The following is a 16,515-nucleotide window of genomic DNA, read 5'->3' on the forward strand; positions in this document are numbered from 1 at the left end:
CGCGCACCAGTGCCGCAGGAGGCCCACCCCTCCCCGGCACAGCGCTCCGTCCACCACGCCCCGGGCGCTGCAGGCAGCCCTGCCCGACCAGCGCGGTGCACTGGCGGCCCCTCCTCCTCAGATGGTGGTCCGCAGCGGCGTCTCGCGGATCAGCAGGTTCGCGACCACGGCCGGCAGGGTCATACAGGCGGCCACGAGGAACATCGTCCCGGACCCGTCGGCGAACTCAGGGGTGGCGGTGCCCGCCGCTTCGTTGACCTGCCCCACCGAGATGCCGGCCACCTGCAGGGCCATCACCGAGCCCAGGATGGCGGTCCCGGCGGCGCCGCCGAAGACTCGGAAGAACGCCACCAGGGCGCTGGCCTGACCGACACGGGTGACCGCCACGGTGTTCTGCACCGCCAGCATGAGGTTCTGCATCTGCGCCCCGAAGCCCAGCCCGACGATGAAGATGATCCCCATGACGAGGCGCAGATCGGTGTGCGAGTCCACCGTGGAGAGCCCGAACATGGCCGAGGAGAGCAGCAGCGAGCCGATGACGAGGTAGATCTTCCAGCGCCCGTAGCGAGTGATGAGTCGCCCGGAGGTCAGCGAGCCGATGAGGTTGCCGACCACCAGGGGCAGGATCATCATCCCGGAGGCGGTGGGGCTCAGCCCGCGGCCGATCTGGAAGTACTGCCCCAGGAAGGCCGGCATGCCGAACAGGCACACCGCAATGGAGGCCGAGGAGATCACCGCCAGCAGCGTGGTGCGGCTGATGAGCATGCGCAGGGCCACCACGGGTTCGCCGCTGCGCCGCTCCACCAGGACGAAGGCCGTGAGAATGACCGCGACGCCGGCCAGCAGCAGCCCGGACTCCCAGGACACCCAGTCGAAGAACTCCGGGGTCCCGGCGAAGGAGAGCCACATCAGCAGCAGCGAGGACGCAGTGACCAGAAGCAGCGCCCCGACGTAGTCCATGCGCACCTTCCGGCGCACATGGGGCAGCTTCAGCGTCCGGTGCACCAGCACCAGGGCCACCAGGGAGAGCGGGACGCCGACGAAGAAGCACCAGCGCCAGCCGATGGTGTCCACGGTCAGGCCGCCGATGAGCGGCCCTGCCGCCGTGGCGGTGGTGAGCACCGCACCGATGTATCCGGCGTAGCGGCCCCGCTCCCGCGGCGAGACGATCGAGGCCATGATGGCCATGGCGAGCGCTCCGAGGCCGCCGAGACCGATGCCCTGGACGAAGCGTGCCGCGATGAGCATCTCCATGGAGACGGCGAACCCTGCGGCCAGCGAGCTGAGCACGAAGATGATGTTGCTCAGCTGGAAGAGCCGCTTCTTGGAGACCATGTCGGCGAGCTTCCCCCACACCGGGGTGGAGGAGGCGTTGGCCAGCAGGGTCGCGGCGACCACCCAGCTGTACTGGATCTGGGTGCCGTCGAGGTCCCCGACGATCACCGGCAGCGCCGTGACCACGATGTTCATCGCCAGCATCGCGGCGAAGAACACGATCAGGATCCCCGCGATCGCCCAGCCGACATCGCGCCGCGACATGCCCTCTGGCGTGGTCTGCGGCGGGCGCCGTCGGGGACGGGAACTCGCTGACTTTAGTTGCATCCGTCAACGAGCTTAGTCGCCGCGGGGCGGAAGCGCCAATATCAGAAGTTCAGATCTGCGCAGGCGGCTCAGGTCCGGCCACGCAGCTCCCGGACCACCGGCGCCACCGAGCGGGGCAGCAGCAACGCCCGATCTGCGGGCCACGTGATCTCGCAGGGCACTGCCAGTCGATAGGGCCGGGAGAGCACCAGCGGTCCCAGCACCCGACGGAGCCGGGACATCTCGGCCCGCACGGTCACGCGCGATGAGGGCTCGTCGAAGACCGCGCAGGACAGCTCCTCCGCTGTACACCCTTCGGGGCCGGACTGAGCCAGAGCCAACAGAAGCTCCGCGTGCCGAGGGGTCAGGTCGTGCTCCCACGGAGCCTCTCCGTCACGCACGCACAGTCGCGGCGCACCCCGCAGATCCAGCACCACAGCTGAGGGCGCGGCAGGAGCGGAGCCATCGGCGTCGAGACGGATCAGCCACCCTCCCGGCACCGGCTCCAGTGCAGCGAGCCCGTGGCCGGGCAGCTGCGCCACTCCATGAGCCGGCACCGAAGGCAGCGACACAGCGGCGGGGGCGGGCATCCCGACGACTGCGGCCACCCGGCCGTCCGGATCGGTGACAAGCGCACGTCCACCCACTCGCGCCAACAGCGGCGAAGCCTGAGCGCGGAGTCTCTCGAGGCGATGGCTGCGGGCCTGAGCGAGCTCCATGGTGACCATCCGAGCGGCAGCCTGGACCAGAGAGGCCTCCGCCGGATGGACGGCATGGCGGCCTGGGCTGTGCGCACTGACGTCCAGGACTCCGAGCGTCTGACCGGTGTCGGGATCACAGACGGGAGCGGCAGTGCAGTCCCAGGCGGCGTGCGCGGCGACGAAATGCTCGCCGCCGCGGATGGTGACCGGCCGGCCCAGCTGCAGGGCAGTACCGATGGCATTGGTCCCCACACTGGTCTCGGTCCAGTCGGCACCACCCACGAATCCCAGCCTGTCTGCCCGGCTGCGCACACCGGAATGCCCGTACTGCCACAGGACGCGCCCCTCCGCGTCGGAGAGGACGACGAGATGACCACAGTCCACCACCGGCCGGAACAGCTCGGCGAACTGCTCCAGACAGGAGGCGAAAGGGTGACGGGAACGCCGCTCCGCCACCTCTTCCTGAGAGAGGTGCCGCAGCACGGCAGGACCGTCACGGTCGAGACCGAGGTGCTGAAGCCGGCGCCATGAGGCAGCGATCTCCGGCCGAAGGTCCGACATGTGCAACCTCCTGCAACGGTAGTGCACCCCCACGGCGCGCGGTGTGATGGTCACCACAATCCTATCGGCAGCAACCTGCAGATCCTGAGAATCAGCCCAGGAGGACACCATGACCGAGACGATCAACCGCCCGGACGTCGCCGCACCGTCCGGGACCAGCGACCCCAGCGGACGCGCCCAGCGTTGGTTCGACCAGCTCAACGCCGCCCTGCGGGCCAGAGACGCCGAGACCGCCGCAGGTCTCTTCGAGACTCGCAGCTTCTGGCGTGACCTGGTCTCCCTCACCTGGAACATGGCCACGGTGGAGAACCCCGACGGAGTGGCCGACATGCTCCGTCACGCGGTGTCCACCACAGCACCGGGCGGCTTCAGGCTCGCCGAACCGGCCGAGGACGACGGCGACGTCGTCACCGCCTGGTTCACCTTCGAGACCGCGGCGGGTCGCGGCAAGGGCCTGGCCCGGCTGCGCGGCCAGGGGGACGAGCTGCGGTGCTGGACGATGATGACCGCGCTGCAGGAGCTCCGGGGTCATGAGGAGCCGCGCGGGACACGTCGGCCGAAGGGAGCGGAGCACGGGATCAATCCGGATCGGCAGACCTGGTCGGAGCGGCGCGAGCAGGAGCGGCGTGAGCTGGGCGAGTCGCAGCAGCCCTACGTGCTGGTGGTCGGCGGAGGGCAGGGCGGCATCGCGCTGGGAGCCCGGCTCCGGCAGCTGGGCGTGCCGAGCCTGGTGGTCGACAAGCATGCCCGGCCCGGCGACCAGTGGCGCAGCAGGTACAAGTCGCTGTGCCTCCACGATCCCGTCTGGTACGACCACCTGCCCTACCTGAAGTTCCCGGACAACTGGCCGGTCTTCGCCCCGAAGGACAAGATCGCCGACTGGCTGGAGGCCTACACCTCCATCATGGAGGTGCCCTGGTGGGGCGGAACCGAGGTGCGCGACGCGGCCTTCGACGAGGCCGAGGGTCGGTGGACGGTGCAGGCGGTCCGTGACGGGCGAGCAGTCACGTTGAGGCCCACCCAGCTGGTGCTGGCCACCGGGATGTCGGGGAAGCCCAACGTCCCCGAGATCCCAGGGATGGAGGTCTTCGCTGGCGAGCAGCAGCATTCGTCCGAGCACCCTGGCCCGGACGCCTATGCGGGCAAGCGCGTGGTGGTCATCGGGTCCAACAACTCCGCCTTCGACATCTGCGGGGCCCTCTGGGAGACCGGCGCTGACGTCACCATGGTGCAGCGCTCCTCGACCCACATCGTGAAGTCGGACAGCCTGATGGAGATCGGACTCGGCGACCTGTACTCAGAGCGGGCCCTGGCCGCCGGGGTCACCACGGAGAAGGCGGATCTGATCTTCGCCTCCATCCCGTACCGCATCATGCACGAGTTCCAGATCCCCCTCTACGACCGGATCCGCGAGAAGGACCGGGACTTCTACCAGCGGCTGGAGGCTGCCGGGTTCCAGCTGGACTTCGGAGAGGACGGCTCCGGACTGTTCATGAAGTACCTGCGCCGGGCCTCCGGCTATTACATCGACGTCGGCGCCGCCGAGCTGGTGGCCGACGGGAAGGTGGGCCTCGCCCACGGGGAGGTCAGTCACCTCACCGAGGACTCGGTGGTGCTGGCCGACGGAACCGCTCTGCCGGCGGATCTGATCGTCTACGCGACCGGGTACGGCTCCATGAACGGGTGGGCAGCGGACCTGATCTCCCCAGAGGTGGCCGATCGAGTCGGGAAATGCTGGGGCCTGGGCTCGGACACCGCCAAGGATCCGGGGCCCTGGGAGGGCGAGCAGCGGAACATGTGGAAGCCGACCGCGCAGGAGGCCCTGTGGTTCCACGGCGGAAACCTGCACCAGTCCCGGCACTACTCCCTGTACCTGGCGCTGCAGCTCAAGGCCAGGTACGAGCAGATCGACACCCCGGTGTACGGGCAGGCGGAGGTGCACCACACCGGCTGATCTGCCGCCCCGGACACGTCGGACGAACAGGCGCGGCGGGGAGAGCTAGGCTGAACGCCGTGACGCACTCCTCCCCCCGCCCTGATTCCTCTGCCGATGCGACCGCCGCGCACCGCGACGGCGACTCGCGCCTGACCCCCGCGCTGCTGCGCCATGCGGCGATGCGCGCCGCCGACGACGTCGGCCCGGCCCTGGCCGCGGCCTTCCGCACGGCCGTGGAGACCCAGGAGAAGACCAGCGCCCACGACCTGGTCACCCACTACGACTCCGCCACGGAGGTCCGGCTGGTGGAGCTGCTGACAGCAGCCGTGCCGGATTCGCGGATCACCGGCGAGGAGGGCGGCTCCCAGGGCTCCGGCGCGGTGGAGTGGATCGTGGACCCGATCGACGGCACCTCGAACTTCGCCCATGGATTCGCGATGTTCTCCGTGTCCATCGCAGCGGCCGTCGACGGCGTCGTGGTCGCCGGAGTGGTCCATGATCCGGTCAATCAGGTGACCTTCTCCGCCGACGACGACGGCGCCTGGCTGCGTGAGGGCGGCCCGGCCGGCGTCGAACGCGCCCTCACCGGCCGGCAGAGCACCCAGGGAGCTCTCGGCCCCGACGACCGTCGGCTGAACCTGGTGACCAGCTACCCCTCCGCCGAGGCGCTGCAGCGTGACGGCCAGGCGGCCCTGGTGACCTTCGCCGAAGCGGTGACGACCTTCGCGACGGTGCGCCGGCTGGTGTCCGGGGCATTGGAGCTCTGCCATGCGGCCGCCGGCTGGGCCGACGTCGTCCTCGGCGTGGACACCTGCCCCTGGGACGTGGCGGCGGGGATGCACATCCTCCGCCGCGCCGGCGGCACCTACGTGGGACTGCCCGACGGGGCCGACGACGCCTCCGGCGACGGCGGAACCTCAGATCACCTGGCGCCGCACTATCTGGGCCTCGCCCCCGGCGTGGACTCCCCCACCGCCCGGCGCCTCCTGGCGGGCGTGGCGGCCCGCCGCGGGGACTGAGCACGCCGAGCTGTCCGGCAAGTTCGGCGGGAGCCCTGTGGCACGATGTCACCATGCCGAAGAAGGTCGACCACCACCAGCGCCGGGAGGTGCTGGCACACGCCGTGAGACGAGTGGTGGCCGACCACGGCCTCGGAGCGGTGAGCCTCCGCAGCGTCGCCGCGGAAGCGGGAGTCACCGGCGGCATGGTCCAGCACTACTTCCCCACCAAGGAGGCCATGCTGGACTTCGCCATGCGCTCCGCCAGCGCTCAGTACGGGGAGCGGATGCAGAAGGCGCTCTCCACCCTCGGCGAGGCCCCGGAGCCCACCGCCGCCCTGGAAGCCGTCCTCACCGCGCTTCTCCCCCGGTCAGAGCAGGAACGGGCGGACGGCCGGGTGGCGCTGGCCTTCATGTCTCATGCCTCGCTCGACTCCTCCGCCGCTGAATATCTGCGAGAGGGCAACGACGGCATGCGCATGCTCCTGGCCGACTGGATTCGGAGCGCTCGGGATGCGTCCGGCCCTGCGGCGACCGCAGAGTCCGAGAGCGATGCCCCCTCCGCCGCAGCCGCCCTGTTGGCCCTCACCGACGGCCTGGCGATCCAGGTGCTCAGCTCCGGCCTCGACGTCGACGATGCCGAGAGCATCCTCCGCCTCCACATCGCGGCCGTCCTGGCCTGACGCCGCTGTCTGACCGCTGTCGCCACTCGTCGACGCCCCTGTTTTACATTGCATCTGCATTGCACCTAGAATGCAATGCAGATGCAATGTACAAGATGTTGCCTCGGAGAGGGGAGCACCCCATGACCACATCACGACCCACCACCATCGAGCCCGTCCCTCTGCTGCGCGCCGCCTTCGACGCGCTGGAACGACAGGACTTCGACGCCGTCGTGGACATGATGGTCGACGACTTCCGCATCAACATCGCCGGCATGCCCACGCAGAAGCGAGGCATTCCCGCATGGAGGAGGAACATCCAGATGATGTTCTCCGCCTTTCCAGACCTGAGAGTCCACATCCAGGACATCTTCGCCGAGGGCAACCTCGTCGCGATGCGCGTGAGATTCACAGGGACCCATCGCGGGGAGTTCCTCGGGATCCAGCCCACCGGCAAGCGCATCGACTACCTCAGCCATGAGATCTACCGCGTGGAGAACGGCAGGATCGCTGAGGAATGGATCTGCTCGGACCTGATGACCCTGCTCACACAGATCGGCGGCATCTCCTCCACCCGGCTGATCTCCATGTGGCTGGCCGGGCACCGAACATGGTTCGCCCTGGCCGGAGGACTGCTGGGCGGGGCGGCGGCCGGAATGGCTCTCAGCCGACTCCTGCGGTGAGAGCAGGCCGGCGCGGACCGGGGAGATTTAGGGATCCCGAAGAATCGTCACAGTGTCCCACCCACTGTCGGCGCGTGCTCAAGCTGGGAACAATGGTGGTGTGACCACCGACGACGGCGCCCCGCCCGCGCCCACCAGCCGACAGATCCGCCGATGGCGGCGCTACCTGGCCGACGAGATCGCCGAGGGGAAGCTCTACGCGGACCTCGCCGAACGCAAGCAGGGCGAGGAACGCCTGATCCTGCGGGGGCTCGCCGAGGCGGAGCAACGGCATGCCGACCACTGGCGGCAGCTGCTGGGCCCCCAGGCGGAGAAGCTGCCCTCCCCCTCGGCCCACCGGGTGCTGCTGGGCTGGATGGCGCGGATCTTCGGCTCCGTGTTCATCCTTGCCCTGGCCCAGCGGGCCGAATCTGACTCCCCCTACGCGAAGGACTCGGATGCGACCGCCGGCATGGCGGCCGACGAGGCCATCCACGAGGAGGTCGTCCGAGGGCTGGCCACTCGGGGCCGGGAGAAGCTCTCCGGTGGGTTCCGCGCGGCCGTGTTCGGCGCCAATGACGGCCTGGTCTCCAACCTGGCTCTCATCATGGGCATGGGCGGCACCGGCGTGGGGGCCTCGATCATCCTGGCCACCGGCATCGCCGGACTCCTCGCCGGGGCGCTGTCCATGGCCGCCGGGGAGTACGTCTCGGTACGCAGCCAGCGGGAGCTGTTGGCCGCCACCCGCCCCACTCAGGTCACCCTGAAGGCCGCCCCGGATCTGGACTTCGATCAGAACGAGCTGGTGCTGGTGTACCGGGCTCGAGGACTCAGCCGTGAGGACGCCGAACATCGAGCCATGGAACGCCTGGGAGTCTTCGACTGCGACTGCAACCCGTCGAAGTCCTGGCAGCCCGTGGAGGAGGGTGACCAGGACGACCATGACGTGGTCGGCAGCGCCTGGACGGCCGCATTCTCCAGCTTCGGCTGCTTCGCCGCCGGGGCGCTGATCCCGGTGCTGCCCTATCTGTTCGGCATGGCCGGGCTCTCCGCCGTCGTGCTCTCCCTCTCGCTGGTGGGGGTGGCACTGCTGTGCACCGGTGCGATCGTGGGCCTGCTCTCCGGCGCCTCCCCGCTGCTGCGCGGCCTGCGCCAGCTGGGCATCGGCATGGGGGCTGCGGCCATCACCTACGCGCTGGGCTCAGCGTTCGGCGTCGTGCTCGACTGATGGCCTGAGCGTTCCTGCCGCAGCCGGGCGAACCTTCTGCGTCGACCGGCTCAGGCAGCCCCCGTGCCGTCGCCGAGCTGCTGCTCAGGCTGCTCACCGAGCCGAAAGTGCCGACCGCTGATCTCCGTGGGAGCGATCCGCACGAAGTGCTCCTTCGGCGTGGGGGTCCACGGGTGCAGGTCCAGCTCACGCGCTGCGGTCAGCTCTGCATCGGTGCGCAGCTCCCGGGCCGTCCCCCGCACCACCACAGACCATGCCTCATCGTCGAGGATGCCATCGGCTTCGAACACGACGTCGTCGTTGATGGTGGCCTCTGCCAGCTTGGACCCCTCCCCCGTGCGGAACACCAGGGTGCGGTCGTCGGCGACGACGTTGACCGGGAAGATGTCGACCCGGCCCGCCACCACGGTGACGAGCCGACCGTGCCGCACCCCCTCGAGGAGCTGCCAGCTCTCGTCAGAGGAGAGGGTGAGGATCGGAGTGTCTTCGGGATGATCGAACATCATGGGATGGTCCTCTCTCCCGCCGCGCAGGAGGTGCGCGGGGCTCGCAGTCTACTCCGCCTCCCACCGTTCTTCTACATCTCGTAGAACACACGTCGAACGCGCCTCCATGCTGCGCCGTCAGGCTGACTGCTCACCCGAGTGGCCGACCCCTCGGGGGACGGCACCACCGCCTGCGTCCTCACCGTCGGCCCGCGACTCTTGACGCCCCGATGCCGCGCAGGATCAGCATGAGGCCATGCCCACCGATCACGCTGCCGATGACCCTGCCGATCGCGTTTCCGGCCCGCCGACCGGCCAACCCGCCGAAGCCGATTCCCTTCCCTCCGGAGCTCCCACCGCACCGCGTCGACGGGTGCTGCAGTGCCGTACCTGCGGGGTGGAGCGCCCACCTCACGATCGCCCCGACCGCTGCCCGATCTGCGCCGACGAGCGACAGCACGTGCCGCCCCAGGGCCAGGCGTGGACCTCCCCGCAGGAGGCCGCGCAGGCCGGGGCGCACCTGGAGCTGATCACTCGGGAGCCCGGGGTGCACGGTCTGGTCCTGCACGACGGCCCGGGCATCGGGCAGGTGACCAGCCTGGTGCGCACGAGCATCGGGAACGTGATGATCGAGCCCCCGGCCTACATCGACGACGACGCCGTCGCCGTCGTCGCATCGGTGGGCGGGGTGGCGGCGATCCTGGCCTCGCATCCTCATATGTACGGGGTGCAGTCGCTGTGGGCTGAGGCGTTCAGCGACGCGGGCGTGTACGTCTCCGCCGCGGATGAGCACTGGCTGGCTCTGCGCCCTGCCCGCACCGTGGTCTGGGACGATCGGGTGCAGATCGCCGAAGACCTGGTGGCCACCCAGATCGGCGGACACTTCCCCGGCTCCATGGTGGCCCGCTGGAGGGCTCCAGATGGGCGCGGCGTGCTGTTCAGCGGTGACGCCATCTTCCCCGTGGCGGACCAGGGGTGGGTCACGTTCATGCGCTCCTACCCGAACATGATCCCGCTCTCCCCTGCTGTGGTGCGTCGCCTCGCCGATCATGCCGCGCAGCATGACTACGACAGGCTCTACGGCAATTTCGCCCGGCACATCTCCGCCGACGCCGCTGCGGCCGTCGAACGGTCCGCCCGGCGCTACATCGACTGGGTCAGCGGAGCGCGCGACGACGAGACCTGACACCGCCCGTGGGCCCCGCTCATCCAGGAGTCAGAATCCCGGACATTCCGCAGGACTAGAAGCGCTTCAGCAGCGCGAGATCCACGGGGAAATGACTCCTCGACCGCAGAGGCCGTCAGGGCGGGGCAATGGACCCGCACGCCCGCAGACAGCACGCCCCACAGACAGCTGAGGCCCGCACCCTGGAGCGAACTCCGTGGGTGCGAGCCTCAGCTGCGTGCGGGAAGCGTCAGAGCGCGGAGGGCTCCACCGCGACCGGGTAGACCTCACGCAGCAGGTGCGCGGTCTCGGACGGGGTCTTGCCGACCTTCACGCCCGCGGCCTCGAGGGCCTCCTTCTTGGCCTCCGCAGTGCCGGAGGAACCGGAGACGATGGCGCCGGCGTGGCCCATGGTCTTGCCCTCCGGGGCGGTGAAGCCAGCCACGTAGCCGACCACCGGCTTGGTGACGTTGGCCTTGATGTACTCGGCCGCACGCTCCTCGGCGTCACCGCCGATCTCACCGATCATCACGATCGCCTTGGTCTCCGGGTCGTTCTCGAAGGCCTCCAGCGCGTCGATGTGCGTGGTGCCGATCACCGGGTCACCACCGATGCCGATGGAGGTGGAGAAGCCGAGATCACGCAGCTCGTACATCATCTGGTAGGTCAGGGTCCCGGACTTGGAGACCAGCCCGACGCCACCCTTGCCGGTGATGTTGGCCGGGGTGATGCCGGCCAGCGATTCGCCCGGGGTGATGATGCCGGGGCAGTTCGGGCCCAGGATCCGGGTGACGGGCTTGCCGTCGGCGCCGGTCTTGGTCAGCGAGTAGTTGTAGAACTCGGCGGAGTCCTGCACCGGGATGCCCTCGGTGATGACCACCAGCAGGCCGATGCCGGCGTCGATGGCCTCGACGGCGGCGTCCTTGGCGAACTTCGGCGGCACGAAGACCACCGAGACGTCGGCGCCGGTCTTCTCCATCGCCTCGGAGACGGAGCCGAACACGGGCAGCTCGACCTCGTCACCGTGCTGATCGGTGTGGGTGACGGTGGTGCCGGCCTTGCGGGCGTTGACGCCGCCGACGATGTTCGTCCCGGCCAGCAGCATGCGGGCCGTGTGCTTGGAGCCCTCGCCGCCGGTGATGCCCTGGACGATGACCTTGGAGTCCTTGTTCAGAAAGATAGCCATGCTCGATCCTCAGTCCTTACTTGTTCGCCAGTTCGGCGGCCTTGTCGGCGCCTTCGTCCATGGAGGTGGCCAGGGTGACCAGCGGGTGGTCGGCCTCCCGCAGGATGCGGCGGCCCTCCTCCACGCTGTTGCCGTCCAGGCGGACCACCAGCGGCTTGGTGGCGGCCTCGCCCAGGATCTCCAGGGCCTTGACGATGCCGTTGGCCACGGCGTCGCAGGCGGTGATGCCGCCGAAGACGTTGACGAACACGGACTTGACCTGGTCGTCACCGAGGATGACGTCGAGGCCGTTGGCCATCACCTCGGCCGAGGCGCCGCCTCCGATGTCCAGGAAGTTGGCGGGCTTCACACCGTTGTGGGCCTCGCCCGCGTAGGCGACGACGTCGAGGGTGGACATGACCAGACCGGCCCCGTTGCCGATGATCCCCACCTCGCCGTCGAGCTTGACGTAGTTGAGGTCGTTGGCCTTGGCCTTGGCCTCCAGCGGGTCCTCGGCCTGCTCGTCGACGAGCTCGGCGTGGCCCGGCTGACGGAAGTCGGCGTTCTCGTCCACGGTGACCTTGCCGTCGAGGGCGATGATCGTGCCCTCACCGGTCTTGACCAGCGGGTTGACCTCCACGAGGGTGGCGTCCTCCTGGGAGAACGCGGTCCACAGCTGCTGGAACACCTCGGCCAGGGCGGGGACCTCGTCGGCGGAGAAGCCGGCCTGCTCGGCGATCTCGGCGGCCTTGCCGGCGTCGATGCCGGTGTTGGGGTCGAAGTTCACCCGCGCCAGCGCCTCGGGGCGCTCCTCGGCGAGCTGCTCGATCTCGACGCCGCCCTCCTTGGAGCACATGGCCAGGTAGTCGCGGTTGGCGCGGTCCAGAAGGATCGAGAAGTAGTACTCCTCCGCGATGTCCGCGCCCTGCGCGATCATCACCCGGTGCACGGTGTGCCCCTTGATGTCCATGCCCAGGATCGCCTTGGCGTGCTCATAGGCCTCGTCGGCGGTCTTGGCCAGCTTCACGCCGCCGGCCTTGCCTCGCCCTCCGACCTTGACCTGAGCCTTGACGACGACGACGCCGCCGATCTGCTCAGCAGCTGCCTTCGCTTCTTCCGGGGTCTGCGCCACGATTCCGGCCAGCACGGGAACTCCGTGTGCCTCGAACAGATCGCGCGCCTGGTACTCATACAGGTCCACGGGTGGTGTCCTTCTGCGTCGAAGTCGTTTCTGACAACCTCAGCCCGACGTCGACGGCGGGACCCGCCGGCACGGGCTGAGCGGCCACGCTGCACGCTGGGCGCAACGCTGAGCCTGAAGGCTCAGTCGGCCTTCTCCAGGGGAGCATATCGCAGGAGCAGACGCTTCTCGGTCCCTGCGAAGCTGACCTTCGCCACAGTCTTGTCCCCCGTGCCTTCCACAGCCAGGACCTCGCCACGACCGAACTTCTGGTGAGAGACCTTGTCACCGGGGGCCAGGGTGGGGATCGTCCGGCTGGGGTCCACCTGACGGGGCGCGACGCCGCCGGTCGCCCCGGGCAGCGAAGATGACGTCTTCTCGCTGTTCGCCGCCCCGTAGACGGTGGGCTCGGAGCGCCCTGCCCGGCCGGTTCCGCCGGAGCGACCCCCGCCGGAGCCGCCGCTGAAGGACCAGCCGGAGCCGCCCACGGATCCGCGTGAGGACGGGCCACCACCGAAGCTGGGTGTCCCGTAGTGATGGCCGCCCAGACCCCCGGAGAACCCTCCGCCGAGGCCTGATGACGATGCCGCATCGACATGGAGCAGGTCCTCGGGGATCTCGCCGAGGAACTGGCTGGGCGGGTTGTACTGGTGCTGGCCCCACAGGTGGCGAGACTCCGCGCGGCTCAGGTACAGCCGCTGCCGGGCCCGGGTGAGCCCCACATAGGCCAGGCGACGCTCCTCGGCCAGCTGTTCGCCGTCGGACATGGAGCGGGCATGCGGGAAGATCCCGTGCTCCATGCCCGTGAGGAAGACCACAGGAAATTCGAGTCCCTTGGCGGTGTGCAGCGTCATGAGCGTGACCTGACCCTGCTCCTGGGCGAGCTTCTCGGACTCGGCGTCTCCGGCGGACGGGACGGCGTCGGCGTCGGCGATGAGAGAGACCTGCTCCAGGAAGTCCGCGAGCGTGCCGCCTTCGGTGGAGGCCTCATATTCCTTGACCACGGCCACCAGCTCACCGAGGTTGTCCGCCCGGGACTCGTCCTGCAGATCCTTGGACTGCCGCAGCGCCTCGAGCATCCCAGTCTGTTCGAGCACCGCCTCCAGCACCACCGAGGGCTTCTCGGACTCCAGCAGGGAGGCGAGGTCGTCCATCATCCGGACGAAGGAGTCCACGGCCTTCAGCGAGCGGGTCGCCATGGCCGGGGCCTCCTCGGCCCGGCGCAGCGCCTCGAAGAACGTGGTCCGGTCCCGCTGGGCCAGCGCGGCGACCGCACCTTCGGCCCGGTCTCCGATGCCGCGCTTGGGCTCGTTGAGGATGCGGCGGAGGTTGACGTCGTCGTCGGGATTGTTCAGCGCGTGCAGGTACGCCAGGGCGTCCTTGATCTCCTTGCGGTCATAGAACCGCGTGCCGCCGACCACCCGGTACGGGATGCCGCGGCTGACCAGGCGCTCCTCCAGGGAGCGGGACTGCGCGTTGGTCCGGTAGAACACGGCGACGTCGGCCGGCCGGATGCCCTCCCGGTCCCCGAGGTCATCGATGGTGCGGGCGATCCATTCGGCCTCGTCAGACTCGGAGGGCGCCACATGCAACGTGATGGGTTCGCCGGAACCTTCGTCGGTCCACAGCTTCTTCTCGGTGCGTCCCGGGTTCTGGGAGATCACGGCGTTGGCTGCGTCGAGGATCGTCTGGGTGGAGCGGTAGTTCTGCTCCAGCTTGATGGTGGTGGCGTCCGGGTAGTCCCGCTCGAAACCGGTGATGTTGCGGATGTCCGCACCGCGGAAGGCATAGATGGACTGGTCCGAGTCGCCGACGACGGTCAGCTCGGCCCCCGGGGTCTGCACGCCGTCGCCGGGGCCTCCGGTCAGCTGGCGGACCAGGCGATACTGGGCGTGGTTGGTGTCCTGGTACTCGTCCACCAGCACATGGCGGAAGCGCCGCCGGTAGCCGTCCAGGATGCCGGGGAAGGCGTCGAACATGTAGACGGTCTCGGCGAGCAGGTCGTCGAAGTCATAGGCGTTGGCCCGACGCAGCCGCTGGGCGTACTCCCGATACACGGCGGCCACGGCCTCGGAGAAGGGCTCGTTCGGCGCGGTGGCCGTGAACTCCTCGGCGTCGACCAGCTCATTCTTCAGCGTGGAGATCCGGTTCTTGATGGCCCGCGGGGCGAACCGCTTGGGGTCCAGGTCATGGAGCTTGGCGATGGTGGTGATCAGCCGCAGGGAGTCGGCGGCGTCGTAGATGGTGAAGGCGGACTTCCGGCCCAGGTTCGCCGCCTCGGCACGCAGGATCCGCACGCAGGAGGAATGGAAGGTGGAGATCCACATGCGCTCCGCCGCAGGGCCCACCAGGCTCACCACGCGTTCCTTCATCTCCCGGGCGGCCTTGTTGGTGAAGGTGATCGCCAGGATCTCGTGCGGGCGGGCCGCTCCGGTCTGGAGCATATGGGCGATGCGCCGGGTGAGCACGCTCGTCTTGCCGGAGCCAGCGCCGGCGACGATCAGCAGCGGGGACCCGGTGTGCAGCACCGCCTCCTTCTGCTGAGGGTTCAGGCCACGGGTGGGGTCGGCCGGGGTGACCGCACCGGTCGCGGATCCCGGGGACCCGCCGAGGGCGGCGGGATCCTGCAGGACGGCCGGGGCGCCGTCGTCGGCGGCCTTGGCGGCGCGGGCGGTCTCGGAGGGACGCTCTGAGGGCGGGGTGAAGAGGAACTCCATGGTCCCTCAAGTCTAAGGGCGGGCTGTGACGGACGCCCGCGGGCCGCATCCCGCGCTCTGCAACAATGGAGCCCGGACCCGCCACCTCTCACGGCAGGGCCGCAGCGCCTGCGCTGATCATCAGGAAGGAACAGGATGTCCAGACGACGGAAGGCCACCCGCGGCAACCCAGCCGCGGACTCCGGGGCGACGTCGGGCCGCAGACCCTCCTCCGGGAGACGGCCCTCCGCGGGGCCCAGGTTCCTCTCCGGCGCCGACCAGCGGGCCGCCGACGAGGCACAGTCCAATCCACGGATGCTGGTCTACGCGCTGCTGGGCACCACCGTCTTCCTGTTCATCTATCTGCACCTGATCGCCCTGCCGCAGATGACGCAGTTCACCGGCGGCTTCTCCATGCCGGATGCGCTGCTGACCGGCTATGACGCCTCCGACATCGAGCGGCTGCGCAACGTGATGGACGACGCCGCGATCGGCCAGCTGAACTTCGTGCACAAGACCGCCGGGATCCTGTTCCCCGTCTCCTTCTTCCTCACCGCCTGGGCGGTGGTGGGGCTGATGATGCGCGAATCCGTGGTGCGCTGGCTGCTGTTGGCCGCCGCGGGCCTGTTCAGCGCCATGGACATCGCCGAGAACTTCCTGATCGACGAGATCCTCACCGCCGAGAGCGTGGACTCCTCCCTGGTGCACACCGCCTCCGCCCTCACCGTGAGCAGCTGGCTGCTCTTCGCGGTGGTGGGCTCGCTGCTGATCATCGCGGTGATCATGGCGATGGTGCGACGCTCCGTGGAACGGACCGCGCGCCCGCTGGGCAACCGGTAGGATGGTCGGGTCCCAGCCTCCGTAGCTCAGGGGATAGAGCACCGCTCTCCTAAAGCGGGTGTCGCAGGTTCGAATCCTGCCGGGGGCACCAGTTGGTCCTTGTTCAAACCTGCGACGTTCGCGGTTTGATCTCCACTCTGGTCTCGACCACTCTGCTTGCGGCGCAGCGCGGTGGACTGGACCTCGGGGTTGAACAAGATGTCGAAGGGTTCACCGGCCTCACCGTCCACCGCGTCGGCCTCTGTGATGTAGAGCTTGTCGAAAAACGCCTGGTTCGCTGTGCGGCGCAGCGAGTCATCGATGCTGGTGTAGATCGCGTGGCAGTCACCAGCCAGGGCCAGGCAGTCCTCCAGATGGGCTTGGGCCTGCTCGTACTCCAGAGTGCCGGCCTCGACCTGTGCTTCCAGGAACGCCAGGCGCTTAGCGATCCTCTCCTGCTCAGTCTTCAGCAGCTCCAGCGGCACAGCTCCGGCGTAGTGAGCTTGGAGTAGCTTGGTCCGCTCCGCGATCAGGTCCTCCCGTTCTCGGGTGTAGGCCTCCTGCTGCTGCTTGGTGGTGGCCTGCAACCGGTCGAACTCGGGTCTGCTGAAGGTTCGGTTGACTCCATGCTTCACGCCGCCAACGCGACGTCTTGAGTGTAGACGGTCTCGTACTC

General features: G+C 68.9%; 13 protein-coding genes and 1 tRNA gene. 8 read left to right on the plus strand and 6 right to left on the minus strand.

The genetic code is table 11. From position 1 onward, the window contains the following. Nucleotides 1-117: 117 nt before the first annotated feature. A complete protein-coding gene (locus SD455_RS12100; protein ID WP_445508241.1) occupies nt 118-1,539 on the minus strand; it encodes an MFS transporter in 1,422 nt (473 codons plus the stop codon). A 131-nt stretch (nt 1,540-1,670) separates the two neighbouring features. After that, nucleotides 1,671-2,843, minus strand: a complete 1,173-nt coding sequence (locus tag SD455_RS12105; RefSeq protein WP_445508242.1) for a transcriptional regulator — start codon at nt 2,841-2,843, stop codon at nt 1,671-1,673. Nucleotides 2,844-2,952: 109 nt separating this feature from the next. Between SD455_RS12105 and SD455_RS12110 the strand changes: the two genes are divergently transcribed. From SD455_RS12110 to SD455_RS12130, 5 genes are all read left to right on the plus strand, one after another. Next, nucleotides 2,953-4,797, plus strand: coding sequence for a flavin-containing monooxygenase (locus tag SD455_RS12110; protein WP_445508243.1), 1,845 nt, complete (start codon nt 2,953-2,955; stop codon nt 4,795-4,797). 59 nt (nt 4,798-4,856) lie between these two features. Continuing rightward, the gene (locus tag SD455_RS12115; protein ID WP_445508244.1) at nt 4,857-5,798 is read left to right on the plus strand and encodes an inositol monophosphatase family protein; all 942 of its coding nucleotides are present in this window, start codon (nt 4,857-4,859) and stop codon (nt 5,796-5,798) included. Nucleotides 5,799-5,851: 53 nt separating this feature from the next. Then, nucleotides 5,852-6,460 (plus strand): TetR/AcrR family transcriptional regulator, encoded by a 609-nt coding sequence (locus tag SD455_RS12120; RefSeq protein WP_445508245.1) that lies wholly within the window; start codon nt 5,852-5,854, stop codon nt 6,458-6,460. Nucleotides 6,461-6,582: 122 nt separating this feature from the next. Beyond that, nucleotides 6,583-7,122 carry an ester cyclase gene (locus tag SD455_RS12125; RefSeq protein WP_445508246.1) on the plus strand — a complete coding sequence of 180 codons (540 nt, stop codon included), beginning with the start codon at nt 6,583-6,585 and terminating at the stop codon, nt 7,120-7,122. 100 nt (nt 7,123-7,222) lie between these two features. After that, nucleotides 7,223-8,329, plus strand: a complete 1,107-nt coding sequence (locus tag SD455_RS12130) for a VIT1/CCC1 transporter family protein (RefSeq protein WP_311024620.1) — start codon at nt 7,223-7,225, stop codon at nt 8,327-8,329. Nucleotides 8,330-8,379: 50 nt separating this feature from the next. On the opposite strand, the gene SD455_RS12135 is transcribed toward SD455_RS12130, so the two are convergent. Further along, complete coding sequence (locus SD455_RS12135) at nt 8,380-8,835, minus strand: pyridoxamine 5'-phosphate oxidase family protein (RefSeq protein WP_445508247.1); 456 nt, start codon at nt 8,833-8,835, stop codon at nt 8,380-8,382. A gap of 439 nt (nt 8,836-9,274) precedes the next feature. On the opposite strand from SD455_RS12135, the gene SD455_RS12140 reads away from it, so the two are divergent. Beyond that, the gene (locus SD455_RS12140; RefSeq protein ID WP_083277258.1) at nt 9,275-10,000 is read left to right on the plus strand and encodes an MBL fold metallo-hydrolase; all 726 of its coding nucleotides are present in this window, start codon (nt 9,275-9,277) and stop codon (nt 9,998-10,000) included. Nucleotides 10,001-10,229: 229 nt separating this feature from the next. On the opposite strand, the gene sucD is transcribed toward SD455_RS12140, so the two are convergent. The 3 genes from sucD to SD455_RS12155 all read right to left on the minus strand — a co-directional run bounded on the left by sucD (nt 10,230) and on the right by SD455_RS12155 (nt 15,041). After that, the gene (gene sucD / locus SD455_RS12145) at nt 10,230-11,165 is read right to left on the minus strand and encodes a succinate--CoA ligase subunit alpha (protein WP_070158701.1); all 936 of its coding nucleotides are present in this window, start codon (nt 11,163-11,165) and stop codon (nt 10,230-10,232) included. Nucleotides 11,166-11,181: 16 nt separating this feature from the next. Next, on the minus strand, nt 11,182-12,345 hold the full coding sequence (sucC, locus tag SD455_RS12150) for an ADP-forming succinate--CoA ligase subunit beta (protein ID WP_070158700.1): 1,164 nt from the start codon (nt 12,343-12,345) through the stop codon (nt 11,182-11,184). 122 nt (nt 12,346-12,467) lie between these two features. Then, nucleotides 12,468-15,041, minus strand: a complete 2,574-nt coding sequence (locus SD455_RS12155; RefSeq protein ID WP_445508248.1) for a UvrD-helicase domain-containing protein — start codon at nt 15,039-15,041, stop codon at nt 12,468-12,470. Between the two features lie 135 nt (nt 15,042-15,176). On the opposite strand from SD455_RS12155, the gene SD455_RS12160 reads away from it, so the two are divergent. Further along, on the plus strand, nt 15,177-15,860 hold the full coding sequence (locus SD455_RS12160) for a hypothetical protein (protein WP_170922546.1): 684 nt from the start codon (nt 15,177-15,179) through the stop codon (nt 15,858-15,860). Between the two features lie 15 nt (nt 15,861-15,875). Further along, nucleotides 15,876-15,951: transfer RNA gene (locus SD455_RS12165), tRNA-Arg, on the plus strand. Nucleotides 15,952-16,515 lie beyond the last annotated feature (564 nt).

The sequence above is a fragment of the Nesterenkonia sp. K-15-9-6 genome (assembly GCF_052656005.1).

Coding starts and splice junctions, on each gene's coding strand:
- SD455_RS12100 (WP_445508241.1), bottom strand. CDS start 1,539: ATGTCGCGGCGCGATGTCGGCTGGGCGATCGCGGGGATCCTGATCGTG.
- SD455_RS12105 (WP_445508242.1), bottom strand. CDS start 2,843: ATGTCGGACCTTCGGCCGGAGATCGCTGCCTCATGGCGCCGGCTTCAG.
- SD455_RS12110 (WP_445508243.1), top strand. CDS start 2,953: ATGACCGAGACGATCAACCGCCCGGACGTCGCCGCACCGTCCGGGACC.
- SD455_RS12120 (WP_445508245.1), top strand. CDS start 5,852: ATGCCGAAGAAGGTCGACCACCACCAGCGCCGGGAGGTGCTGGCACAC.
- SD455_RS12125 (WP_445508246.1), top strand. CDS start 6,583: ATGACCACATCACGACCCACCACCATCGAGCCCGTCCCTCTGCTGCGC.
- SD455_RS12135 (WP_445508247.1), bottom strand. CDS start 8,835: ATGATGTTCGATCATCCCGAAGACACTCCGATCCTCACCCTCTCCTCT.
- sucD (WP_070158701.1), bottom strand. CDS start 11,165: ATGGCTATCTTTCTGAACAAGGACTCCAAGGTCATCGTCCAGGGCATC.
- SD455_RS12155 (WP_445508248.1), bottom strand. CDS start 15,041: ATGGAGTTCCTCTTCACCCCGCCCTCAGAGCGTCCCTCCGAGACCGCC.
- SD455_RS12160 (WP_170922546.1), top strand. CDS start 15,177: ATGTCCAGACGACGGAAGGCCACCCGCGGCAACCCAGCCGCGGACTCC.